Source organism: Bacillus sp. B19-2 (genome assembly GCF_022832475.1).
In the GTDB taxonomy this organism is placed as follows: domain Bacteria; phylum Bacillota; class Bacilli; order Bacillales; family Bacillaceae; genus Bacillus; species Bacillus paralicheniformis.
Genome location: NZ_JALHKQ010000001.1, coordinates 503,469 through 527,830, shown reverse-complemented (window position 1 = coordinate 527,830; position 24,362 = coordinate 503,469). Strand labels below are relative to the sequence as shown.

General features: G+C 45.3%; 23 protein-coding genes and 2 riboswitches. Of the genes, 9 read left to right on the top strand and 14 right to left on the bottom strand.

Features of this window, described 5'->3' with window-relative positions:
* Positions 1-100 precede the first annotated feature (100 nt).
* Positions 101-1,126: an acyltransferase family protein gene (locus MST20_RS02775; protein ID WP_243939978.1), complete on the top strand. Its 1,026-nt coding sequence runs from the start codon at positions 101-103 to the stop codon at positions 1,124-1,126.
* A gap of 52 nt (positions 1,127-1,178) precedes the next feature.
* Here MST20_RS02775 and MST20_RS02770 read toward each other — a convergent pair whose 3' ends face one another.
* From MST20_RS02770 to htpX, 5 genes are all read right to left on the bottom strand, one after another.
* On the bottom strand, positions 1,179-1,361 hold the full coding sequence (locus tag MST20_RS02770) for a hypothetical protein (RefSeq protein ID WP_145652504.1): 183 nt from the start codon (positions 1,359-1,361) through the stop codon (positions 1,179-1,181).
* Positions 1,358-1,573, bottom strand: coding sequence for a hypothetical protein (locus tag MST20_RS02765; RefSeq protein WP_243939976.1), 216 nt, complete (start codon positions 1,571-1,573; stop codon positions 1,358-1,360). Before MST20_RS02765 ends, MST20_RS02770 begins: the two co-directional genes overlap by 4 nt.
* Positions 1,574-1,620: 47 nt before the next feature.
* On the bottom strand, positions 1,621-3,621 hold the full coding sequence (locus tag MST20_RS02760; protein WP_243939974.1) for a penicillin-binding transpeptidase domain-containing protein: 2,001 nt from the start codon (positions 3,619-3,621) through the stop codon (positions 1,621-1,623).
* Positions 3,622-3,733: 112 nt separating this feature from the next.
* Positions 3,734-5,083: a TrkH family potassium uptake protein gene (locus MST20_RS02755; RefSeq protein ID WP_145652510.1), complete on the bottom strand. Its 1,350-nt coding sequence runs from the start codon at positions 5,081-5,083 to the stop codon at positions 3,734-3,736.
* Between the two features lie 148 nt (positions 5,084-5,231).
* On the bottom strand, positions 5,232-6,125 hold the full coding sequence (gene htpX, locus MST20_RS02750) for a protease HtpX (RefSeq protein WP_243939972.1): 894 nt from the start codon (positions 6,123-6,125) through the stop codon (positions 5,232-5,234).
* Between the two features lie 141 nt (positions 6,126-6,266).
* Between htpX and MST20_RS02745 the strand changes: the two genes are divergently transcribed.
* On the top strand, positions 6,267-6,986 hold the full coding sequence (locus MST20_RS02745; protein ID WP_080131351.1) for a DUF1836 domain-containing protein: 720 nt from the start codon (positions 6,267-6,269) through the stop codon (positions 6,984-6,986).
* 132 nt (positions 6,987-7,118) lie between these two features.
* The gene (locus tag MST20_RS02740; RefSeq protein WP_020451125.1) at positions 7,119-7,316 is read left to right on the top strand and encodes an alpha/beta-type small acid-soluble spore protein; all 198 of its coding nucleotides are present in this window, start codon (positions 7,119-7,121) and stop codon (positions 7,314-7,316) included.
* Between the two features lie 12 nt (positions 7,317-7,328).
* On the opposite strand, the gene MST20_RS02735 is transcribed toward MST20_RS02740, so the two are convergent.
* The 4 genes from MST20_RS02735 to MST20_RS02720 all read right to left on the bottom strand — a co-directional run bounded on the left by MST20_RS02735 (position 7,329) and on the right by MST20_RS02720 (position 11,147).
* The gene (locus MST20_RS02735) at positions 7,329-8,420 is read right to left on the bottom strand and encodes an anti-sigma factor domain-containing protein (RefSeq protein WP_243939970.1); all 1,092 of its coding nucleotides are present in this window, start codon (positions 8,418-8,420) and stop codon (positions 7,329-7,331) included.
* Positions 8,417-9,172: an RNA polymerase sigma factor SigI gene (sigI, locus tag MST20_RS02730; RefSeq protein WP_080131348.1), complete on the bottom strand. Its 756-nt coding sequence runs from the start codon at positions 9,170-9,172 to the stop codon at positions 8,417-8,419. The genes MST20_RS02735 and sigI overlap by 4 nt, the downstream gene beginning before the upstream one ends.
* A 294-nt stretch (positions 9,173-9,466) precedes the next feature.
* Positions 9,467-10,234 (bottom strand): TerC family protein, encoded by a 768-nt coding sequence (locus MST20_RS02725; protein WP_020451122.1) that lies wholly within the window; start codon positions 10,232-10,234, stop codon positions 9,467-9,469.
* Positions 10,235-10,505: 271 nt separating this feature from the next.
* Entirely contained in the window at positions 10,506-11,147 is a 642-nt protein-coding gene (locus MST20_RS02720) for a DedA family protein (protein WP_243939968.1), read from the bottom strand.
* Between the two features lie 288 nt (positions 11,148-11,435).
* Between MST20_RS02720 and MST20_RS02715 the strand changes: the two genes are divergently transcribed.
* From MST20_RS02715 to MST20_RS02705, 3 genes are all read left to right on the top strand, one after another.
* The gene (locus MST20_RS02715) at positions 11,436-13,088 is read left to right on the top strand and encodes a diguanylate cyclase domain-containing protein (protein ID WP_243939965.1); all 1,653 of its coding nucleotides are present in this window, start codon (positions 11,436-11,438) and stop codon (positions 13,086-13,088) included.
* A 148-nt stretch (positions 13,089-13,236) separates the two neighbouring features.
* Positions 13,237-14,109: a non-homologous end joining protein Ku gene (gene ku, locus MST20_RS02710; RefSeq protein WP_243939963.1), complete on the top strand. Its 873-nt coding sequence runs from the start codon at positions 13,237-13,239 to the stop codon at positions 14,107-14,109.
* A 3-nt stretch (positions 14,110-14,112) separates the two neighbouring features.
* Complete coding sequence (locus MST20_RS02705) at positions 14,113-15,963, top strand: DNA ligase D (protein WP_243939961.1); 1,851 nt, start codon at positions 14,113-14,115, stop codon at positions 15,961-15,963.
* Between the two features lie 5 nt (positions 15,964-15,968).
* Here the strand turns inward: MST20_RS02705 and MST20_RS02700 are convergent, their stop codons facing one another.
* Positions 15,969-16,430, bottom strand: coding sequence for a MarR family winged helix-turn-helix transcriptional regulator (locus MST20_RS02700; RefSeq protein WP_020451117.1), 462 nt, complete (start codon positions 16,428-16,430; stop codon positions 15,969-15,971).
* A 458-nt stretch (positions 16,431-16,888) separates the two neighbouring features.
* Positions 16,889-17,044 carry a hypothetical protein gene (locus MST20_RS02690; protein WP_243939957.1) on the bottom strand — a complete coding sequence of 52 codons (156 nt, stop codon included), beginning with the start codon at positions 17,042-17,044 and terminating at the stop codon, positions 16,889-16,891.
* 191 nt (positions 17,045-17,235) lie between these two features.
* On the opposite strand from MST20_RS02690, the gene MST20_RS02685 reads away from it, so the two are divergent.
* Positions 17,236-17,568: a MerR family transcriptional regulator gene (locus MST20_RS02685; RefSeq protein WP_020451114.1), complete on the top strand. Its 333-nt coding sequence runs from the start codon at positions 17,236-17,238 to the stop codon at positions 17,566-17,568.
* Between the two features lie 30 nt (positions 17,569-17,598).
* Here MST20_RS02685 and MST20_RS02680 read toward each other — a convergent pair whose 3' ends face one another.
* The 3 genes from MST20_RS02680 to MST20_RS02670 form a co-directional block, all read right to left on the bottom strand.
* Complete coding sequence (locus MST20_RS02680) at positions 17,599-18,006, bottom strand: hypothetical protein (RefSeq protein WP_243939955.1); 408 nt, start codon at positions 18,004-18,006, stop codon at positions 17,599-17,601.
* 90 nt (positions 18,007-18,096) lie between these two features.
* On the bottom strand, positions 18,097-19,452 hold the full coding sequence (gene mgtE, locus MST20_RS02675; protein WP_243939953.1) for a magnesium transporter: 1,356 nt from the start codon (positions 19,450-19,452) through the stop codon (positions 18,097-18,099).
* 248 nt (positions 19,453-19,700) lie between these two features.
* Positions 19,701-19,865, bottom strand: a riboswitch (M-box (ykoK) riboswitch).
* A gap of 139 nt (positions 19,866-20,004) precedes the next feature.
* Positions 20,005-20,160 (bottom strand): transcriptional regulator SplA domain-containing protein, encoded by a 156-nt coding sequence (locus MST20_RS02670; protein WP_243939950.1) that lies wholly within the window; start codon positions 20,158-20,160, stop codon positions 20,005-20,007.
* A 292-nt stretch (positions 20,161-20,452) separates the two neighbouring features.
* On the opposite strand from MST20_RS02670, the gene MST20_RS02665 reads away from it, so the two are divergent.
* Both MST20_RS02665 and metE read left to right on the top strand, forming a co-directional pair.
* Positions 20,453-21,406, top strand: coding sequence for a S8 family peptidase (locus tag MST20_RS02665; protein ID WP_243939948.1), 954 nt, complete (start codon positions 20,453-20,455; stop codon positions 21,404-21,406).
* Between the two features lie 130 nt (positions 21,407-21,536).
* Positions 21,537-21,725: riboswitch (cobalamin riboswitch) on the top strand.
* 149 nt (positions 21,726-21,874) lie between these two features.
* Positions 21,875-24,163, top strand: a complete 2,289-nt coding sequence (metE, locus tag MST20_RS02660; RefSeq protein ID WP_243939945.1) for a 5-methyltetrahydropteroyltriglutamate--homocysteine S-methyltransferase — start codon at positions 21,875-21,877, stop codon at positions 24,161-24,163.
* Positions 24,164-24,362 lie beyond the last annotated feature (199 nt).

Here is a 24,362-nt window from a genome sequence, read left to right as displayed (position 1 = left end):
AGGCAAGACTGGTGGAAGACGTATTCCGGAAAGAATATTCCGGGATTCGAACGCTTCCCGCACCGGCGCCTCCTGAACATGTTTGTGAAAGGGTGATGTTATGGCGACTTCGCGCGACAGCTATTTCGACAATGCAAAATTCCTATTAATTTTTCTCGTCGTATTCGGACATATAATCAGGTCCTATATTCATGATAATGATGCACTGCTTCATATTTATAAATTTATTTACACGTTTCACATGCCTGCTTTTATTCTCATATCAGGCTATTTTGCAAAAGGATTCAACCGCCCCGGATATGTCAAAAAAATCGCCTGGAAGCTGATTGTTCCTTATTTGATTTTCCAGGGAATCTATACGCTGTTTTATTCCTTTATCGATGATCAAAGCTTAACTGCCGCAAATCCGATTGAACCGCAATGGTCGCTTTGGTTTTTGCTGAGCTTGTTCTTTTGGAATCTCCTGTTGTTTCCATTCACAAAACTGCCGCCGAAATGGGCGTTTGCCGCAAGCTTTGCGATCGCCGTTCTTGTCGGATATATCGACCTGATCAGCAACACGCTCAGCCTGTCCCGCACGTTTGTTTTCTTCCCGGTCTTTTTGGCGGGCTATTATTTGCAAAAAGACCATTTTAAAATGCTGAGAGGCTGGAAAGGCAAGCAGGCCGCTCTAGCTGTTTTAGCAGCAACGTTCGTTTTTTACTTTTTTGTAGACTTCGATTACTCCTGGCTGTTCGGATCCAAACCCTATTCGGAATTCGGCGATGTCGGGATAAAAAGCGGGTTAAACCGAGTGGCGCTCCTCGTCATCACGTTCGCCTCAACCTTCGCGTTCATGGCGCTTGTGCCTGAAAGGCGGTATTTCTTTACCCTGTGGGGAACGCGCACATTTTATGTCTATCTGCTGCACGGCTTTATCATCAAGTCGTTCAGAAAAACGGGTGCGGAAGAATGGCTTGCCGATTATCAAAGTCTGACGCTATTAATCATCGCCACGGCGATTTTAACCTTCTGCTTATCAAGCGGATTTGTCAAAACGGTCGCCCAGCCATTCATCGAATTGAAAATGACGAATTTAATGAGGATGTTGAAAAAAGACAACGGATATAACCCTTATTTAAAATAATTAAAGGTGCAAATCGTTTCCGATTTGCACCTTTCTCGTTTGATCCGCAGTTTCAATCTTTATCCCGCTTCTGTCCGTCCGCCTTTTTGTTCTTCTTTTTATTGTTCTCGATCACATCAATAAATTTAAAGGCGTTGACATCGCCCAGTTCGTTTGAAAATTCCTCTTGAAGCACATCCGGATTCATCGGTTTTTTATGGTTTTGCATATCCTTGCTTTTTTGATGTTTTTTCATTGGTTCGACTCTCCCTGCTTCCCGTGTTTCGAGTTGCGGTTGGCGCCCCTGTCTCCGTTTTCGGCATCATATTGGGTCATGTATTGATGGTCATGCATGCTTTCAGCAGGCGTTTTATTGTTAAGAGCCGCTTCATTTCTGGCAACTTTTCTTTTCATGATGACATTCCTTTCTTTTGTCGTTTCATCCATATCCTTTCCGTTTCCGTACATTCCACACATCCAGTTTTCGGCAAAAAAATAAGCACCCTGAAGGGCGCTTATTTAAACACTTTTTTCACTTTATTGACGACATATGAGCTGCCGCCGCGGTCTGACACATCCTCGATCATCATCGTGATTAAAAGGTTTTTGTTCTTGTAATCATAGGCGGTGAACCAGCCGTTTTCTTTACCTTTTTCGTCTTTTTTCGTTTTCAGCTCGGCTGTTCCCGTTTTCCCTGCGATCGTGAGCCCTTTGACAACCGGCTTGTAAGCCGAGCCGCGCGGGTCTTCTACAACGCCTTTCAACCCTTTTGTAATCGCTTCTGCTCCGCCTGTGGGCAGTACGTTTTTATGCCATATTTCTTTCTCTTCGCCGTCCTTTTTGATCAGGTGCGGCTTGATCAGATTACCGTCGTTCAAGAAAGGCGTATAGCTTGCCGCAAGGTGTATCGGCGACATCAGCATTTGCCCCTGTCCGTATCCTGAATCGGCAAGGAGAATATCCGAGTCGATTCCTTCGTTTGATATGGAGGAAGACTTCGTCGGGAATTCATAATCAAGCTTTTCCTCAAAGCCGAATGATTTCAGGCCTTCGACAAATTGATCCTTACCTGTGTCAAGGGCGGTCTGTGCGAAATAAATGTTGTCGGAGGTGATCAGCGCGTTTTCCAGGTTGACATCGCTTAATCGCTCGGAAACCCGTGTGACTTTATATCCGCCCCATGACGAATCTTTCTGCCATTCCTTCCCTTCGATCTTCTTCGGTTCATCCGCTTTGATCGCGTCATTTTTCAGACCGATTGAAGCCGTGATCGGTTTGATCGTTGAACCCGGAGCATAGGTTTTATTAAATTTAGAGGTGAATGGCGCAGACGCATCTTTGTTGAGTTTTTCCCATTCTCCTTTTTTCCAGCCGAACAAAAACCCGTTCGGATCGTATGAAGGCGCGCTGACAAGCGCCAACGTTTCTCCAGTCTGCGGCTCTAACGCAACGGCAGCGCCGGAGTCATCTTTTAACTGGTTGTACAGTTCTTCCTGTTTGTTCATGTCGATCGTGGTGTGGATGTCTTTTCCGTCTTTTGCATCCTTTGAGGCAACCGTCGCGCCTGATTCAGGAATCGAAATCGTCCAGCCGATTTCTCCTCTGAGCTCTTTTTCATAAATATGTTCGAGACCGACGATTCCGAGCAGCGAATGCTCGCTGTAGCCTTCTTTATTCTGCTTTAATTCCTCTTCGGTAATCGGCCGTATGTAACCGGTAAGATGTGCGGCTTTTTCACCGTAAGGATAGTATCTTGATTGCGTATCTTGTTTCAAAACCCCGGGAAGAGAGGTCGCTTTTTTGAGAAGCTCTGTGCTGCCAGGCTTCACTTTTTTCAGGGGAACGAATGATTCGTCCGTCACCCAGCTTGCGGACAGCTGTTTTTCGATGTCTTCTTTTTCCATGTCAAGCATGTTCGCTAGCTTTTTGATGACACCGTCTTTATCATCTCCGAGCTGCCCCGGAACGACGCCGATTTCAGGCACTGTCGCATTCGTAGCGAGTTTCTTTCCGTTTCTGTCATAAATGATGCCTCTCGCTGGTTCTTTGGCGGTAATCCGGATGGTCTCCCCTTCCTTCAACTGTGAAAAAATAAAGGATGGGTTCCAGTTGACTTTCCATGATGTGTCACCGTCGTTTTTTTCTTTGACAAGCTTTGCCTTCCCTTCAAAGGAAACGGGGCCGGCCAATGTATTCATGCTGACTTTATACGGTATTGTCACTGCATCTTTTTTCTCTTTATTTTTATCATCTTCATCGTTATCGACGGCTGAAACCTTCAAATCGGAAACTCCGATCTGTTCATAAATGGATTGATTGCGCTTGATGAAATCGTCTTTTGAAATCGATTTTTGCGCTTCAGCCGACAGCTGTTCATACATTTCTTCAAATTTTTGCTCGTTCCATTTGTCTACATATTGATCCATGCTTTCTTTTGCTGTCGGCTCGTTAGAACAGGCTCCGGCGAGCAATAGAAATCCGGCGGCTATAAACAAATGGATGACTCTCTTTTTCATCGTTGCTTCCCCCTTTTTTTCAAGTCCGCCATTTAAGCATTATATCATACAAATAAATACAGCGACCGACTTTATGATCATAAAAAAAGACAGTTTAACTAAACTGTCTTTCTTATCCGATGATAATTCTTTCCTTTGGATAATGGTAATTCGCTTCGATTTCTTTTCTGCCGAACAAATAGAGCAGGGTGACAATACCGATTCGGCCGATGAACATCAGAAGGATGATGACACTTTTGCCAATCGTGCTCAGATCTGAAGTGATGCCCATCGACAAGCCGGTCGTACCGAAAGCGGAACACACTTCAAACAGCAGTTCAAGCAAAGAATGTTTTTCCGTCATTGTCAAAATGAGTGTCGAGCCGAAAACGAGAATGACCGCCATCAGCGTCACAATCAATGACTTCATTAAATCCGCCTGGTGCAGTTCACGTTTGAAAATCTTCACCGATTTATTTCCCCGCGCGAAGTGATAGAGCGCCAACAAGTTTAAGGCAAAGGTCGTTGTCCGGATGCCCCCTCCGACAGAGCTTGGCGAAGCGCCGATGAACATGAGCATGCACATAAACAAGATGGTCGTATGCGTGAATTGGCTGATATCGATCGTCGCGAGTCCGCCGCTCCTGGTTGTCGTCGACTGGAACAGCGAATAGAATATGACTTCGTGCCACGATTTTCCTGAAAAGGCAAAGCGTGCTTCCGTAGCGAATATGCCGATCGCGCCTCCTATCACTAAAAGGAAAAAAGTGACTGATGTCAATTTGGTAAACAGGCTGAAAGTGAATTTGCGCTCTTTGCTGAGCAGAAAATCCTTTACCTCAATCAGCACCGGGAAGCCGATCGCTCCCAAAATCAACAGCATGATGACGATAAACTGGACAAAATAATCGTGCTGAAACGGAATCAGCGAGTTGCCGGTAATATCAAAACCGGCATTGGTCGTTGCGCTGATACTCGTAAAAAATCCGTGTATAAAGGCTTCCCCCGGTGTGTCAAAATACTTTAAAAAGTATGTGCCGAGAATCAGCCCGCCAAACAGCTCGATCAGCAGGATTAAGCCGAGCACGTGCTTCATCAGCTTGACGAGGCCCGATAAGTTGGATTGATTTTGATCGGTCATAATCAGCCGGCGCTCTTTCAAGCCGATCCGCTTGCCGAAAATCAGCCAGACGAATGTTCCGAGCGCCATCACACCGATCCCGCCAAACTGCAGAACAAACGCCAAAATCCAAATTCCGGCCGTGCTGAATGTATCAGCTGTATCAACAACCGTTAAACCGGTTACGCTCACTGCGCTCACCGCAGTAAAAAGGGCATCGATAAATGACCATTCCACATCATTCTTGTGCGCAACGGGCAGACTCAATAATATAACGGAAACCGTCACCGCCAAAAAATAATAGAGCGCGATCAGCTGTACAGGAGACAGCACGCGCAGTAGTTTTCTCAATAAAACCTTCATAATCGTTCCTTCTTTTCAATATTCAAAAGTTGCGCTTCTTGTGTATAACGTGTTCCATTTTAAAGGAAACATGCTCTTATGTACAGCCGATTTTCGATTTTTAAATTTAAAAAGCAAACCCCCTTGAAAAAGGGGGTTTGCATATTGATTATTTTGCTTCCAGACGACGGATTCTGTCGCTTAAATCAGGGTGTGTTGAGAAAAGCGATGTGTGCTTTTTCCCGTTGATTTTCAAAGTTGCAACAGATGCCTGCTCTTCTTTGACTCTTGAAGTGTACTGCTCAAGGGAGCGGAGCGCGTGAATCATCTTATCCTTGCCTGCAAGGTCTGCTCCTCCTCTATCCGCATGATATTCGCGGTGGCGGGAGTACGCAAACACGACAAGGCTTCCGAGAATGGAAAACACAATTTGGAAGACGATGACCGCGATAAAGTGAACGATCGGCGCCAGCTCTTCACGGACAACGCGTGAAACAGCCCATGCCGCAATCCGGGCGAAGAAAACAACAAACGTGTTGACGATTCCCTGAAGGAGCGTCATCGTCACCATATCGCCGTTTGCGATATGCGCCACTTCGTGAGCAAGCACGCCTTCCACTGCGTCGTCATCCATTTCCTGAAGAAGCCCCGTCGATACAGCGACAAGCGAGCGATTTTTGGACGGCCCGGTCGCAAAGGCATTCACTTCGCGTGAATTGTAGATCCCGACTTCAGGCATCTTTGTCAGTCCGGCAGCGCGGGACAGCTTATATACCCGGTCAACGAGCTGCTGCTCTTCGTAGCTGAGCGTTTGCTTATCAGGATTCAGCACCTGAACGCCCATCGCCATTTTCGCCATCCATCTTGACATCAAAAGCGACATAAAGGAGCCGACAAAGCCGACAACAGCACTGAATACGAGAAGCGCTCCGATATGGATGCCGCCGTCAGCCGTGAAATATGTGCCTACGCCTGTCAGCGAACCGATAATGGACAGCACGATACCGATCGTCGTGATGACTAAAATGTTCGATAAAAGAAAGAGAAAGATTCTTTTTCCCATGATTACCTCCATGTTATAATAAGATCAAATGAACTTGTATAATAAAATTATACGGCATAGAATTGAAAATGCAAGTGATAAGCCGTAAGATAATGTTTATATTGTTTGCTATTTCATTTTAATACATAATGAGGTGGAATGATGAAACCTTTTAAACTGACTCGCCTGGAAATGGCCAAACTGATGTACGCTTTAAAAGGGCAACTGGATGTCAGTCCGCTTGCGATTCTTTTGAGATCGGCCGATTTGGCGCCCGATGAGCCGGAAGACAATTTGGACATCCCCGAATTCATTGTCCGGTACGAACGAAAAAAACCAAAAACGGAACACGGGCTTTCCACAAATGAAATTGTTGAACTTGGAAATTTGTGCGAACTGACATCCTTAAAATCGACAGCCATCCAAAACTGGATCAAACGCGATATAAAAGATTTGATGGGACATCCGGAACTCGGCAAAAAATATTCCATCGACCAAGCCGTCATCCTTCTCATTGTACGAGACTTAAAATCGGTTTATGACTTCGAAACGATCCGGCCGATCTTAACAACGGTTTTTAATACGATTACAGACCGCTCAGATGATGTGGTGAGTCCGCTGCGCTTTTATGAAGGGTATGCGCGGGTTCTCGATTATGTGTACCGGATCAAAGACTATACGCTGAATGAATCGGCGCTTGAAAAAATCGTCATCGAGCAGACTGGACAGCTCCGCGGTTTTTATCAAGATCTGGCCGATCCCGAATGGAACAAAGCGAGAGATATCACCGCTGTCACGGTGCTATCCGTCATCGCTTCGCACATACAGGCGACCGCCCATTCCATGATTGACAGCGTCTTCTTAAAATATGATATGAAGTAATCGCCGCTGACCGGCGCGCCTGGCTGCCAATCGCCAGGCGTTTTTTTGCACCTTCAACAATTGCCAGCATAAAAAGCCTCAGTCTATTTCAAACTAAACAAGCAGTACCAATTGAAAAAGGAGTTGAGAATCATGGCAAGAACGAATAAACTCGTCGTTCCCGGGGCGGAGCAGGTTTTAGACCAGTTCAAATATGAAATCGCCCAGGAGTTCGGCGTCCAGCTCGGCTCGGACTCGGTCGCTCGCTCAAACGGGTCTGTAGGCGGGGAAATGACAAAACGACTTGTACAGCAGGCACAAGCTCAAATGAATGGGCATACTGACAAATAAATACCCTATGGTTTATTCGCCGGGCCCGCTCGGCGGATATTCTTGTTGATTTGTTTGGTCAGAAGGTTTTTTCTCCTTTTGGTAAGGAGTTTTAGGGCTCTCTTGATTTGTGCCGGAACCGCTTTTCTGCGTTCCTTCCTCCGACTGCTGACCGTCTTTGTCATTATGGATATGTTCTTGAGGGTTTTCGGTATTAGGGGATTTTGACTCCTTTTCTTTTTCCATTTCTTGATCAGATTGAGACTGATCTTGATCTGAAGGTTTTTCGCCGTCAGGATGATCTTCCGTATCTGCTTCTTCATCATCCGTATGTTGTTCCGGCTGATCTTCTTCTTTCACAGCTTTCTCTTTTTCTCCTGTATCTTCTTCCTGATTTTGATCATCTTTGTGATCTTCATTGTCATCATCTTTGTTTTTGTCTTCTAATTCATCTTTATGGGAACGGATATAACGGCCTGTTGAGATGCCTTCTTTTTGTGCTTTTGCACGCGTATCAAGGTCTGATTCCACCGCTTCCATCTTATAGTTCTGCTGCTCGTATTTTTTCGCGACATGATCAATTTCGCTTTTTACCGTCGCCTTATATGTGTCATCTTCATTGTTTTCATATACGGTGGCGATAAGCACTTCTTTTGATTCGGTGACATAACCGCTCTTATCGCTGTCATCGACAATTTCACTGATCACCTCTTTAAAGTCAGACTTTTCCCAATTTTCTATACTGCTCATTAAGTCCTTGCCATCCTCGTTCAGCGGCACCAAATCGATAACTTCACAGTTTTTGTTGAGTGTCAATTCAAAGCTTGGGTTGATATCGATCGTCATATAGGCGTATGCTTTATTGTTGTTTAACACACCAGGGATGATCATGAAAGCGAGCAGCATGATCGCCGCGATTGAAAAAACGCCTGCTTTCAGCGGACGGAGCGAAAGCAGATCAAAAAAGCCCGCACGCTTCCTCGACATTCTCGTCTCCGCGGGAAAAGCAATTTCCTGACCGATTTCATAATCTTCCTCTGTGCTCTTTGCTTTTAAAAATTGTCCGTCAGGGGTTAGCAATGTGACGAATTTTTTATTTTTTTCTACAATAATTCCTCTTCTCATGAATTGAGCACCCCTTTTAGATAATCTTTAAGGTAAACATAATCGCCCGTTATAATGATCGCCATAGCAATGATATATTTGCGGTTTCTCTCTACAGTTTTTCTGCTGACAGCCACCAGCTTTTCAAGCTGTTTGACGGGAAGCTGCTTTTTTTCAAACAAGATCTTTTTTAATTCTTCATGTTCGACTAGCGTATATGCCACTTTGATGGCGTTTTGCCTTGCATCCGTATGTTTCGGGGAATGCTCCAGCAAATCGGAAAAAGACAGGCCAAAACTTTTAAGCCTTTCTTTAAAATGGAAAATCTCCTCCCGCCTTTGCTCCTGTTCGAGCATGCGGTTGAATTCATGAATGGAAAGCTCCGCTTCAATCATGCTTTGAGAGGATTCCTGCTCTTCTCCTTCTTGCATGTCCATATTGATATTCTGGGCATTTCTCGCTTCTTTTCTGATATAATCAATGACTTTGCGCTTAATGATCAGCTCTGCAAATGCAAGCAGAGAATTTCCTTTATCTGAAGAATATTTTTCAATGGCTTCATTGAATGCAATCAAGCCGATGCTGAATTCATCATCTTTTTCATCTATATATCGTTTGCACACGGATGAAACCGTTTTAGCCACAAAAGGCTTATACTGATGGATAAGCTCGTTTTGCAACTGCTGATTTCCTTTTTGTATGCTTATTACAGACTCTTCTAATGATTGTTTCTTTTTTCCTGTCTTAAACAAAAGGCTAAGCACTGGTTTCACCTCAGTTCCTCCCTATACTACTCATTAATGATAGCTAATTTGATAGGGATTCGCAAAGGAGAAAACACGGTATTCATTTCTAATTTTTCAATTGTGACAATGATTTGTTTGATCTCCTAGAACAATTCGTGATCTGTTTGACGATTAAGGGGGTTTTCCCGCCGTTTTTGTAACACGCCTGTTAATAAAATGAAATCTTATTTCGGTTGGACTAGAGCAATCATCCCCGCGCTTCCTAGTGCGGGCAAACAAAAAAGACCGCCGGTGAAAGACCGGCAGTCTGGCGAAAGCTGTTTATTCCTCTGCAGCTTTATTCTCGTGTTTGTTCGGATTTGTCATAAACCATCCCCCGAGCGCAATGGCGATCAGCACCGCCCAGAAGATGAACTTCCAAGTACCTGAATGAATAAAATGTTCAGAGACGATGTTGATTTGCGGGTGTGCGAGCGTATAGAGCGTCAGTTTCACACCAACCCAGCCGACAATCAGAAAAGCAGCTGTTTCCAGGCTCGGACGTTTCTTTAACAAGTTCACAAATTGACTTGCAGCAAAACGCATAATAATCAGTCCGATGATCCCGCCGGCTAAAATCACCATGAACTGTCCGCCGTCAAGTCCGCCGATTTGCGGCAGGTTCGTTGCCGGAAGTGTGACAGCCAGGGCAACCGCCGCCAAAATCGAGTCGACGGCAAACGCGATGTCCGCCAGTTCAACTTTGATAACCGTCGGCCAAAAACCGCTTTGCTTCGACTCTTTCACCTTTTCGTCCTTTTTGAAAACATGGGTTTTCAAAATATGGTGAATGGAGATGTAAAGCAGATAGACGGCGCCGATCGCCTGCACCTGCCAGACGTTGACAAGGAAAGAGATCGCAAACAAAGCGCCGAACCTCATCACAAACGCGCCGGCCAACCCGTAGAAGAGCGCTTTTTTTCTGTCTTTTTCAGGCAAGTGTTTAACCATGACCGCCATGACAAGGGCATTGTCCGCGGCCAAAATACCTTCCAGCCCGACTAGGATGAGAAGAACCCAACCATATTCAAGTAATAATGCTGCGTCCATTTTATAATTCCTCCTAAGTGATTGTCTCTTTCTCTTATTCCCGCTAATGCAGCAGGGTATTTTCAGAAAACAAAAAAGACCTCTGCCAACATTAGGCAAAGGTCTTGCTAGACATGGTTATCATTGATTAAATCATGCCAACAAAGCCGATGGATGAACATCCATGAACTGACGACTTTGTTTCCGGTTTAACATCCGGACGCTACTCCCCTTTGGGATAAAAGAAAATATTGAATTATAAGATAATATTAACCTCATATGCGCCCGGCTGTCAATCCTTATTTTTATTTAAAAAAGTTGAAACGCTTTGTGATTTGACTTTGTTCCGCCGGCCTTTCACCCAAAGGTAAAGAACGAACAACACGATGAATCCGATGCCGACCGGAAGAAGGTATCCGTCCAATAGGCTGCCGACCTTACTCCAGTTTTCGCCGAGGTAAAAGCCTAAATAGACATAGACGAACGTAATCGGTGTGATCGCAAGGAATGTATACATACAAAACACCCACACATTCATTTTAGCGAGTCCGCACGGAATGGAAATCAGCGTTCTGATGCCTGGTATAAACCGGCCGCTAAACGCGACAAACCCCCCGTGCTTTTCAAAAAACCTGTCCGATTTTTCGAGCGCTTCAGGCTTAATGAAGAAGTATTTGCCGTAGCGCTCCAAAAACGGCCGCCCCCCGTACCTCCCGAGCCAGTAAAGCGTCAGCGGACCTGCGACACCGCCCAGTGAACCTGCCGCAACGACCCCGATCAGCAACATATCGCCTTGATACACCCAGTAGCCGGCAAGCGGCAGAACGATTTCAGCCGGCACGAATTCGATGCACAGCGCCAGAAAAACCCCTAAATACGAGAGGCTTTTAAACGCCTCTGCCAATGATAAAATAAACTCTTCGATATCGATCACAACCTTTGACGATTGATAATTTCAAGTTCCAAAGAACGTACAAAAACGATTTTAACACAATTCAGGAAAATTGAAGAGCAAAATGGGAAGTCCTCATTAGAAAGAGCAGAAGGATATCATTTTTTATTGGCGAATTTCATTATATATAGTATAATTCACGAATTATACCGGAAGTAGCGCTATTGCCGCTTTTTTATGTCAACGGTTAAGAGTACGGCAGTCTGGCCTTTCACAATACAGTATAGAAATTCAGATTTTTCATCATAGTACAAAAAGGCGGAGAAGAAAGTGACAGAAGTTTTTGGTGAATATAATGGATGGTTCGTTCTTTTATCCTATATCACTGCGGTTTTGGCAGCATACACAGCCCTTGATTTATCGGAACGGGTCGTCCATACAAAGGGCAGGAAAAATATAGGATGGCTTTTGGCCGGATCCCTCACGATGGGGCTTGGTATCTGGTCTATGCACTTTATCGGGATGGTGTCATTTCAGACAGCCGAAGAAATGAAATACGATTTGAGATTCGTCTTGCTTTCGATTGTTGCCGCTTTCGCAGGCTCGCTCATTTCATTTTATGTTGTGAATGGAAAAAAACCGACGAATGCGAGACTGGCGGCGGGCTCCCTTGCAATGGGAAGCGCGATCGCCTCCATGCATTTTATCGGGATGGAGGCGATGGAGAATATGACAATCGTCTATCATCCCGTTCTTTATGCCGCCTCTTTTGCAATCGCCATTTTCGCCTCCTTCGCTGCCTTAAAACTGTCAGTTGTATTCGCCAAAAAAACCGGCTCCTTTCGGATCTTGTTCATTAAAATCGGAAGCGCGCTTTTAATGGGCGGCGCCATTTCCGGCATGCACTATACAGGAATGGCAGCAGCTACGCTTTTCATGACTGACGGCCGTTATACAGGCCGCGAAGGAATCGATACAATTGAACTGGGCATTATGATCGTGCTTGTCAGCCTGATGCTTCAATGCTTCTTGATTTTCGGCGCTTTCACTGACAAGCGTTTGCTGTTTCATATCGAGAAAATAAAAGATAATGAGGAACGGTTCCAGTCCTTAATCAACCACAACATTGATCCGATCTACGTGTTTTCGCTTAAAGGTAAGATGCTTTCCGCCAATTCATCGGGATACAGCCTTCTTGAAAAAATGGGAGTTGAGCCTGAGCGTCTGTCTTCGTTTTTTCGAGGGGAGGATCATGACAGACTGCTCAGCTGGTTTCTTCAAGTCCAAAATGAAAAACAGGCCCTTAACCGCGATACGGAAATCGAAATAGCTGAAAAACGTTTTGATGTAAATGTGACGCTGATACCGGTGTACGTCAGAAAGCAGCTCGACAGCATTTATGTCATTTGCAAAGATATGACAAACCAGCGTGAAGCAGAACGCAAAATCCACAGGATGGCTCACTATGACGCGTTGACAGATTTGCCAAACAGACGGTATGCAGTCGACCATCTCGCAAATGTTCTGGAGCGGCAGAAGTCGGGGACGGCTGTGTTGTTTTTGGATTTAAACCGTTTCAAAGTGTTTAATGACGCCCTTGGCCACGACATCGGTGATCTGCTGCTGGTGGCGGCAGCACAGCGTTTGGCGCATTGTGTGCCTGATGAAGGCTTCATCGCCCGGTTAGGCGGTGACGAATTTATCATTGTCGCCCCTTTACAAGGGACAGATCAGCTGACCAGGCAATTGATCAGTCAGTTTGAAACGCCTTTTCACATTAAAGAGCACCGCCTCAAAACATCGGTAAGCATCGGAATCGCCGTTTCTCCGGCCGATGGAACAGACGGTGATGAGCTGATGAGAAAAGCCGACATGGCCATGTACGCCGCGAAGCACAAAAACAAAAGCAGATACCAATATTTCTCATCTTCTCTCACCAGAAAGAACAGGCCGTCTTTGCAGGAGGAAACCGAGCCGAACTAAGCGCTTTCTCCAAGCAAATCACTGTATGGCGCAAGCATCCGGGCCGAAGCCCGGATGCTTTTTTTCGCTCTGCGTCATCCATAAGTTGCTATTCATGAAACAATCTGCAGAGAGGCATCAATAAAAGAAAAGGAGTTGAACCGAACCGATGCATACGATGTGGAAAGGCTCAATCAGCTTCGGCCTTGTCAATATCCCCATTAAACTGTTCGCAGCGACAGAGGATAAGGATATTAAATTAAGGTCGCTTCATAAAGAATGCCACGCCCCGATTCAATATGAAAAAAAGTGCACAAACTGCCATCAGGAAATCGCGCCCGACGACATCGTCAAAGGCTACGAATATGTTAAAGGCAAATACGTCGTTTTATCGGACGATGAGCTGAAACAGCTCAAAGAAGAGCAGGAAGACAAGGCTGTCGAAATTGTTGATTTTGTGCAGCTAAAGGAAATCGACCCCATCTATTTCAACCGTTCATATTTCGTCGGACCGGGAGATAACGGTGTAAAAGCGTACTCCCTTTTGCGCGAAGCGCTCAGAAAAACAGAAAAGATCGGGATCGCCCATATGACCATCCGCTCAAAAAAACAGCTCGCTATTCTTCGCGTCTACGAAAACTGCATTTTAATGGAGTCTATCCACTACCCTGATGAAGTCCGAAACGCAGCCCACGTACCCGGTGTTCCGGAAGAAACCGCGGTTAACGAAAAAGAGCTGCAAACCGCGATTTCACTAATAGACGAGCTAACGACGACATTTGCGCCTGAACAATATGAAGATACGTACAGACTTGCGCTGATGGATAAAATCAAAGAGAAAATCGATCATCATGAGGGTGTCACGCCAAATACCGGGGCCGCCGCTCCGCGCGAAGATGTCATCGATCTCGTGAGCGCTCTCCAAGCCAGCATCGAACGGACAAAAGCGCCCGACCGGGAAGCGGAAAAAGCGCCTGTTGCAAAAGGAACCGGGGAAAAAAAGAAAAAAACGTCGCGCAAAAAAGCTTCAGAGGCAAAATAAAAAATGGGAATCACGATGCAGCCCGTTTTGACCACATCCGCTCCTTCAGGCGGCAATTGGCGGTATGAAGCCAAGTATGACGGGTATCGGGGGCTTTTAAAAATTTCCGCGGCCGGCGACGTTTCGCTCATCAGCAGAAACTCGCAACCGCTCGAAAACACATTTCCGGAAATTACGGAATTTGCAAAAAGCATGATCGAAAATCTCAAAGAACACTTGCCGATCACGATTGACGGGGAAATTGTGTCGTTGACAAACCGTTTTCGTTCCCGGTTTGAATACGTCCAAAAAAGAGGGTTAAGCAAAAAGGCCGAGTTGATTGAACAAGCAGCCGCGAAGAAACCGTGTCAGTACCTCGCTTTTGATTTACTGGTCTTTAAAGGAGAAAGTGTAACCCCGCTCCCCTATACCGAACGAAAACGCATGCTTTCCGACCTGATGAAAGAACTCGGCTTGCCGATGGCTCCCGATCCGATGGCTCACGCACGAATTCAATACATCCCTGACACTTCAGATTTCCATGCTCTTTGGCATGCTGTTAAAAGGTTTGACGGCGAGGGAATTGTCGCGAAGAAAAAAGAAAGCCGCTGGGCTGAAAGTAAAAAAACAGCCGAATGGCTCAAGCTCAAAAACTACAAAAAAGCAGCTGTATTTATGACAGGCTACAACATGGCAAACCGTTATTTGACCATCGCCGTCTATGACCGCGGTCAAATCAAAGAAGTCGGTTCGGTTTCCCACGGACTTGGAGAACAGGAAAGAAACGCCATTCTTTCAATCGTCAAGCAATACGGAACCGAAACAAAGCCCGGCGAATATACCATAGATCCGTCGATTTGCATGACGGTCCATTATTTAACGATTCATTACGGGACATTGCGCGAGGTGTCGTTTGTTTCTTTTGAATTTGACATGGCTTGGAAAGATTGTACTTACAAGCGCCTGCTGCTTCATTCAAGAAACGTCCACCCCGATTTGCAGCTGACAAGCCTTGATAAAGTCATCTTTCCTAAAAGCAATAAAACAAAAGCGGATTACATCGGATACCTGAATGAAATCGGCGATTTTCTGCTTCCATTTCTCGACAATCGGGCGCTTACCGTTATCCGTTATCCGCACGGTTCCGGCGGAGAATCTTTTTTTCAAAAAAACAAGCCCGACTACGCACCCGAATTTATCACGTCGATTCGGGATGACGAGCACGAGCATATCATCTGCAGCGATTATTCGGTTCTGCTGTGGCTTGCCAATCAGCTTGCGCTGGAGTTCCATATCCCTTTTCAAACAGCGGATACGACCCGTCCGACCGAAATCGTTTTCGATCTCGATCCGCCTTCAAGGTCGGAGTTTCCGCTGGCCGTCAGAGCCGCGAAAGAGCTTCACCGTTTATTTGATCAGCTCGGCCTCTTATCTTTTCCAAAGCTGTCGGGGAATAAAGGGATACAAATCTATATTCCGATTTCAAAAAACGCCTTTACTTATGAAGAAACCCGCCTTTTCACAAGCTTTGCGGCTTCTTATTGTGTCTCGCTTTTTCCCGATCTGTTCACAACCGAACGCCTGATTAAAAACAGGGGCGGAAAACTCTATATTGACTATGTGCAGCACGCTCCGGGAAAAACGATCATCTGCCCGTATTCCACAAGAGGCAATGAGCTTGGCACAGTGGCCGCACCGCTGTTTTGGGATGAAGTCCATTCAGACTTGGCACCCTCAAATTTTACGATGGAGGCTGTCATCAAACGCACAAAGGAACTCGGATGCCCTTTCGAAAGCTTCTTCAGACAGCCCCAAGACAAACAGATCAAAGCTATTCTCGATCACTTAAAAGAAAATGACCGTACGGAAAACTGACTTTTTCAGCGAAACAATAGGTGCTGGCTGTGGATTCCGGCTTTTTTCAGAAGGGCCATCAGCTGCTCCTGTTCCTCTTTTGTTAAGCCTGAAAAAGCCCGCGCAATTCTCAGGGAGTGGATCGGATAAATCTCATCGAGATATGCCTTTCCCTTCTCTGTCAAATTCGCATAGACAGACCGTTTATCTTTCGGGTCCTGCTCTCGTTTGATGAAACCGTTTTTTTCCAGTTTGTCGATCACATAGGTTACGTTTCCGCTTACAAGGAGCAGCCTCGAGCCGATTTGCTGCAGCTTTTGGGCTCCCCTCGTATACAAAAGCTCCAATACAGCAAATTCTGTAGGATTAAAGCCGTGTTCCTTGCTGTCACGAATACTATGTTCTGAAACGCTTTTAAAAGCCCTGGCAAAAACCTTGTACAGCGACATAGCACGGTGAACTTCTTCCTCATTAAACGAAAGTCTCATATCATCTACCTCTTATACTATTTTCTTAAAATGAACCCGGGAAATGAAAACCCTTACAAATGTAAAAAAAGAAAGGGTCATGCTTTTCCCATATTCTATATGTATATATTTTCGTTATCCGAAAGAAAACTCCTGCTTATTTTTTTTAAGATATTAAAAAGAAGCCCGTTTTTTTCAAAATGGCCGATTTTGAAAACGGGCTTTATTTTTCCGGAAAAAATAAAAATATTCATTTCTGAGCTCCGTAATCGTCATCCTCTGCAAAACATCCTCATTATACTCACCGAGTGAGTTCAGTTTTTTTAAATAGTGGTTTCTTTCCTTTTCCAAAGCGTTTTTTAACAATCTGCTCATGAACTTCTCCTTTCATTTTCGTGTGTTGTAATATAAGAATAGACCTTATTTATTAACCAGGCTTTAAGGCCGTGTAAAGTTTGCCTTCACACCCACTTCCGGATTTAAGAGGACTTTTGATAAAATCCGTTCTGCACCGCCCTCAGCAGCGAAAACGCATCCTTTCCGGCAAGCTTCATTAATGTCTCGAGCAATTCGTCTCTCTTAATGTCTAAAGCAACGATTTCTTTGGCGAGTGTGACTGCTTTGTGTTCCTTCATCCAACGATTCCTCCTCATCAGTCTGTACCTACAGCATACAAAACACTTTTACCCCTTGCATTGTTCCTGTAAACTTTTCTTCCGCGATTTTTTAAAAAGTTTTTCAACAATGTTAGATTTTCTGACAAACGTCAGGTTTTTTCGCGCGTTTTCTTATATAATACAAAAAAAGTCATCTTAGGGGTGGGAAAATGACAGTCGAAGATCTTTCTTATAAAGATAAAAAAGTGATTTCAATTGGCATTGTCAGCGAGCTGACGGGTTTGTCGGTCAGGCAGATCCGCTATTACGAAGAACGCAAGCTGATCTATCCGCAGCGCTCTTCAAGAGGCACGCGCAAATATTCCTTTGCTGACGTCGAACGGCTGATGGAAATCGCAAACAAGCGGGAAGACGGTGTTCAGACGGCAGAAATCCTCAAAGATATGCGCAAAAAAGAACAGAGGCTGAAAAACGACCAGCAGCTCAGAAAGAAAATGCTCGAAGGACAGCTTAACGCTCATTTTAAATACAAAAACCGCTAAAAAAACGAATCATTCCCTCTGGATGATTCGTCACCTGTTTTCCTGCTGTTTCGTTTCCTTTATGTATCCAATGAAATCGATCATAACGCCTTTATCTGGATCATTGCGTATCCGAAACGCGATCGTTCCGGGCTGACCGGTATTTTCCATCTTATAAGCGGCATGAAACACATGGATGCTCGCTTCAGAAATTTGAAAATCATCAGCACGAAGCCCGGAAATTCCCCATTTCTGTTTGTTTTCCAGGATTGTTTCCGGAGAGGGGGTTGCGCCCTCCACGTACAACCGCTTCATCTTTGATACATCATCGTTCAATATCGCCTCAAGCATATCCTCGACTGCGACGAGCCGCCTGTCTTTTCCTTCATCTTCATTCTGACAGCCGGCAGCAACCATTGCAACGGCTAAACAAATCAGCACTGCTGCAAATCTTCTCATACCAATCCCCCCTGATCTCTGCCTAAAATATATAGGCTTTTACGGATTCTGGCAAGCAAAAAACCCTCCCTAAAAAAGGAGGGCTGCTGCTTACAGCGAATGAATGAATGCAGTTGCAATACCGAAGTAGATCAGCAGTGACAAAATGTCATTTAATGTTGTAATCAGCGGACCCGATGCAATTGCAGGGTCGACGTTGCACTTGTGAAGGATGATCGGGACGATCGTTCCCGCCATCGTTCCGATGATCAGTGTGGCAAAAAGCGAAGTCCCTACCACAAAACCGAGCAGCAGATTCCCCTGCCATACAATCGCGATTCCCGTAATCACGACCGCACACACGACGCCGATAATAATCCCGGCTCTGAGCTCCCGGAAAATCAAACGGAAAATCGTTTTTTTGTTGAGCTCTTCTTTTGACAGTCCTCTGATGACGACAGCGAGAGACTGTGTTCCGGTGTTACCCGTCATTCCCGCGATCATCGGCATAAAAAAGGCCAATGCGACAACTTGCTGCAGCGTGTCTTCAAAATAGCTCATGATGCTGCCAGAGATCAAACCGATGAACAGAAGCAAGATCAGCCACGGCAGACGACGGTATGCAGCGACATACGATTTTGTATCAAACGTGATCGCTTTACCTGATGCAGCAAATTTTTCGTAGTCTTCATTCGCTTCCTGGATGACGATGTCGATAATGTCGTCAACCGTTACGATCCCGACCAGTTCATGGTCTTTTTCTACAACGGGAATCGCCAGAAAGTCGTACCGCTCGATGAGCCTTGCGACTTCTTCCTGATCTTGAAGAGCGTCCGCCGATATCACCCTTGTAAACATTAAATCCTGAACCTTCTCATCAGGTTCTGCCAAAATAAGATCCCGGTATGAGATAACCCCGACAAGCTGCTTTTGCTCATTGATAACATATAAATAGTTGATCGACTCTGCGATTTCCGCAAAGCTTTTCAGCTTGACGACCGCTTCTTTTACCGTGTAATGCTGCGGAATCCAGACATAGCGGTTTGTCATGATTCTTCCCGCTGTTTCAGGCGGGTAGTTCATCAGGACCCGGACCGCTTCAGATTCTTCCGCTTCCATGCTGGAAAGAAGCTGGTCTTTCAGCTCTGGGTCCATTTCCTCGAAGAGCGCGGCAAGGTCGTCGTTGTCCATTTTATTCATCACATGGATCGCTTTTTCTTTGCCGACCTTGTTCAAAACGACAAGCTGCTCTTCTCTGTCCAGTTCGCCCATGAGATCGGTAATGTCTTCAACCGTTAAAAAAGACAGATACCGGCCGCGGTGCTTTTCGGGCATCTCCTTAAACAGAATCGCCATATCATAAGGCTGCAGTTCTTCTAAAACGCTTTGAAACTCTTTTCGCTTTCCGTCTCTCAGCAAAATAATAATGCGTAAAATCAGTTCATCATATGTCATGTTTTTTACCATGGCAATCTGTACCTCCCTTTTCAGGAGATCCTTATATCACCATAGCAAAAGGGGTGAAGTATAAGGATCTCCTCATCAATCAATGTGTGATGCTGTAAAATATTTCTCGTATGTTTAAACCGCCTCGAATGGGGAGAATCCATACTTCCACCTCCTTGTTTAATACGGAAAGTTCACTTTCCTCAAAAAATAAAAAAACACCTATTTCATTGAAATGAAGGTGTTAAAAGCCATACAAAATAAAACCCTAACGCCTTCCATCGTAGAGCTTTAGCACTGTATGGCATAGGCAGCATGCCAGCTGCATTAAAAATCACCTTAGATCGATGATTTCTGTTGACCCATTGGCGTCTTTGGACATTTTTGGGCAGCAGCGTATCTCCATACAGGAGCCTCACCTAACGAAGAGCTGTATTTACCGGACACAATGAGATTACAGAAAAAAAGGATAACTGTCAATAAGAAAAGCAAACTTAATGCTCTCTATTATGGTTGATTCCCTTTTTCGTCAAAATTAAACCAGCTCTTTCGCCGAGATGCCGAGCTCCGTTCTTATTTTTCGCTATTCTGTTCAAGGTCGTCCTTTGACAGCAGGTGATAGTTTTCGTGGAGCAAAAGCGCGTATTCTCCTTCATATTTTGGATGCGGCACAAACTCCGCCTGCTCGATTGACAATTCGTCTCTTTTTTCGTTTTCTTGTTCTTTCATCTTGTATCAACTCCTTTTTTTAATAGGATATCCTTTTGCCGTGATAATATGATGAAGCGAAATCTCATATATCTAGTGATTCTCTCGTCCTTTCACCGATTTCACAGGTCTTTTCGCTTACAATTCCAGCATTGTTCGCATTTATTCGACTTTTCTCCTTTATTATCTATATTTTTTAACTTTTCATAAAATTCATACAAATGAACCTTTTTTTAACAAAGTGAATGTTTTACAATAAAATCACGCACCTTGTAACCCATCTAAAGCAGCATATAACAGGGAGGGCTTTGAAATGCAAATGCGATTAATTCCTTATGTCACTGACACAAAGCTGATGGACGTGAATGAATTGCCGGAAGGAATCGATGCGATTAAGGCACCGGAGCTGTGGTCACAAGGTTTTAAAGGAAAAGATATTACTGTCGCAGTGCTTGACACAGGCTGTGACGCAACCCATCCCGATTTGGCAGACCGAATCATCGGAGGCAGAAACTTTACTGATGATGACAACGGAAAAGAAGATCAATTTCATGATTATAATGGACATGGCACCCATGTGGCGGGGACGATTGCCGCAAACGATCAAAACGGCGGCATCTCCGGGGTGGCACCCGAAGCGAACCTATTAATCGTCAAGGTGCTCGGCGGTGAAGACGGCAGTGGCGATTATGAATGGATCATCAACGGGATCAACTACGCCGTCGAACAAAAAGCCGATATCATTTCAATGTCGCTCGGCGGACCTGCCGACGTTCCGGAATTGAAAGAAGCGGTGGCAAACGCCGTGAAAAGCGGAGTGCTCGTCGTCTGCGCCGCCGGAAACGAAGGCGACGGCAATGACCGTACAGAGGAGTACTCATACCCTGCTGCATACAACGAAGTCATCGCTGTCGGGTCCGTGTCATTGACGCGGGAATCTTCCGAATTCTCAAATGCGAACAAAGAAATTGACCTCGTTGCACCTGGAGAAGAAATCCTCTCTACATTGCCAGATCATCAATACGGAAAGCTGACGGGAACATCAATGGCTACACCGCACGTCAGCGGCGCGCTCGCTCTCATTAAGTCAGCTGAAGAAGAGGCGTTTAAACGGAAACTGACAGAACCGGAACTGTATGCTCAGTTAATCCGCCGCACGCTTCCTCTTGATTACTCAAAAGCGCTGATCGGCAACGGATTTTTATATTTGTCGGCGCCGGAGGTACTGGCGGAAAAAGCCGGCGAAGCAAAACTTCTTTCCCTTTAACAGCCTAAGGAGGCTGCCGACAATGTCGGCGGCCTTTTTCATGGCTGTCGATAAGGCCGAATCTTTTTAATTGCAAGAATTCAAAAATTATTTTGACTAAAAGATCGTGACGGTATATAATCTACTAAACAATTTCATCGCCGGGAACATGGTAATCTAACGAGGTTAGATTTTAAAAGGGAAGTTTGGTGAAAATCCGACGCGGTCCCGCCACTGTGAATGAGGAGGTTATTTCATAAAACCCACTGTTTCTATACGGGAAGGGGGAAATAACCGTCGATTCATGAGCCAGGAGACCTGCCTGTTCTGACGCACCATCAACCTACGGTCGATAGGAGGTGTTCGAGTTGACGTAACAATCGCTACGTTTATTTCTCGTTCGCAAAAATGCTGTTTTCAGGCATTCACCTTCTCATTGTCCGAAGTGTGAGTGTCTTTTTTATTGAACATTAAAAGGAGGAGACCAGAATGACAAATGTAAAAACGAGCAGCTTGGGATTTCCAAGAATCGGCTTGAACAGAGAATGGAAAAAATCGCTTGAGGCTTATTGGAAAGGAAACACAGACCGTGAGACCTTTTTAAAAGAAATGGACGAACAATTTTTAGCAGCCCTCCAGACTCAACTTGATCAGCAAATCGATATCATACCGGTTTCCGACTTTACCCTGTACGACCACGTTCTTGACACGGCGGTGATGTTCAACTGGATTCCAAAAAGATTCAAGGATGTACATGATCCGTTAGATACTTATTTCGCAATGGCGAGAGGCACGAAAGATGCTGTATCGTGTGAAATGACAAAATGGTTTAACACAAACTACCATTATATTGTGCCTGAATTTGAAAAAGGCGCACAATACCGCGTGACGAGAAACAAACCGCTTGAAGATTACAAAAGAGCAAAAGCAGCATTGGGAACAGAAACGAAGCCCGTCATACTCGGCCTTTACACTTTCGTAGCCCTTGCAAAAGGCTATGAACAACAAGATATCAAAGATATTTATAACCAAATGACGCCTCTTTACATCCAAGTTCTGAAAGAGATTGAGCAGGAAGGCGGCAAATGGGTGCAAATCGACGAGCCTGCTCTAGTGACGGCTTCACATGAAGAAGCGGCTGCAGTCAAAGAAATCTATCAGACGTTGACAGAGGAAGTCCCTGGACTGAATATCCTTCTGCAAACCTATTTTGATTCGGTTGACGCTTATGAAGAGTTGATATCGTTTCCTGTCGCCGGGATTGGTCTTGATTTTGTTCATGATAAAGGGAAAAACTTCGAGCATTTAAAAGCGCACGGTTTTCCTAAAGACAAAGTCCTTGCCGCCGGTATTTTAGACGGGCGCAACATTTGGAAAGCCAATCTCGAAGAACGCCTGGACCTGACGCTTGAGCTGATCCGGAGTGCGGGGGTTGACGAAGTCTGGATTCAGCCTTCAAACAGCCTGCTTCACGTCCCTGTCGCAAAACACCCGGACGAGCATCTTGCCAATGATCTCTTGAACGGTTTATCTTTTGCAAAAGAAAAGCTTCTGGAGCTTACACTGCTGAAGAACGGACTTGTTTCCGGAAAAGCGGCCATCCAAGCGGAAATCGATGAAGCTCACGGACACCTTCAAGCTCTCAAACGATACGGTGCAGCGACAAATTCGGCCTTTGCCGAAGAAAGAGACAAGCTGACCGAGGAAGACTTTAAACGTCCGACAGCTTTTGAAGAAAGACTGCGGATCCAAAATGAATCTCTCGGACTTCCTCTATTGCCGACAACAACGATCGGCAGCTTCCCGCAGACGGCGGAAGTGCGGAGCGCACGGCAAAAATGGCGGAAAAAAGAATGGTCTGACGAGCAGTATGAAGTATTTATTCAGGAAGAAACAAAGAAATGGATTGACATTCAGGAAGAGCTCGGACTTGACGTTCTCGTTCACGGAGAATTCGAACGGACAGACATGGTTGAATATTTCGGTGAAAAGCTCGGAGGATTCGCCTTTACCAAATACGCCTGGGTTCAGTCATACGGTTCCCGCTGCGTCCGTCCGCCGGTCATCTACGGAGATGTCGAGTTTAAAGAGCCGATGACGGTAAAAGAAACAGTTTACGCCCAATCCTTGACCTCGAAGAAAGTCAAGGGCATGCTGACAGGGCCTGTTACCATTTTAAACTGGTCCTTTGCCCGTTATGATCTGCCGAGAAAAGAGATTGCCTTCCAAATCGCCCAAGCTCTCCGCAAAGAGGTTGAAGCGCTCGAAAAAGCAGGCATTCAAATCATCCAGGTCGATGAACCTGCTTTGAGAGAAGGCCTGCCGCTTAAAGAACGGGATTGGGACGAGTACCTTAAATGGGCTGCCGAAGCGTTTAGACTGTCCACTTCATCAGTGGAAGATACGACGCAAATTCATACGCATATGTGCTACAGCAACTTTGAAGATATCGTAGACACGATCGAAGATCTTGACGCAGACGTCATTACGATCGAACACAGCAGAAGCCACGGCGGATTCCTTGATTATCTGGAACAGCACCCTTACCTGAAAGGGCTCGGGCTTGGCGTCTATGATATTCACAGCCCCCGCGTCCCTTCCAGCGATGAAATGCTCACGATCATAGAAGACGCGCTGAAAGTCTGCCCGGCTGACCGCTTCTGGGTCAACCCTGACTGCGGTTTAAAAACGAGGCAGCCTGAAGAAACGATCGCAGCGCTTAAACATATGGTTAAAGCAGCCAAACAAGCAAGAGGCAAACTCGCTCAAACTGTTTAATTTCACAAAAAACCCAACACAAACGCCGCCTGTTCACACGGGCGGCTCTTTTCATGTCCTCAGCCCTTTTTAGGTCGAAAGAACCGTTATATAAGGTGCGTCCGCCCAAAAATCATTAAGACTTTTGATTCATTCGTACGATTTCTTTCCGTATCCTTTTCTTTTAACATATTTGTAGTAGATGATGGAAGGGAAGGAA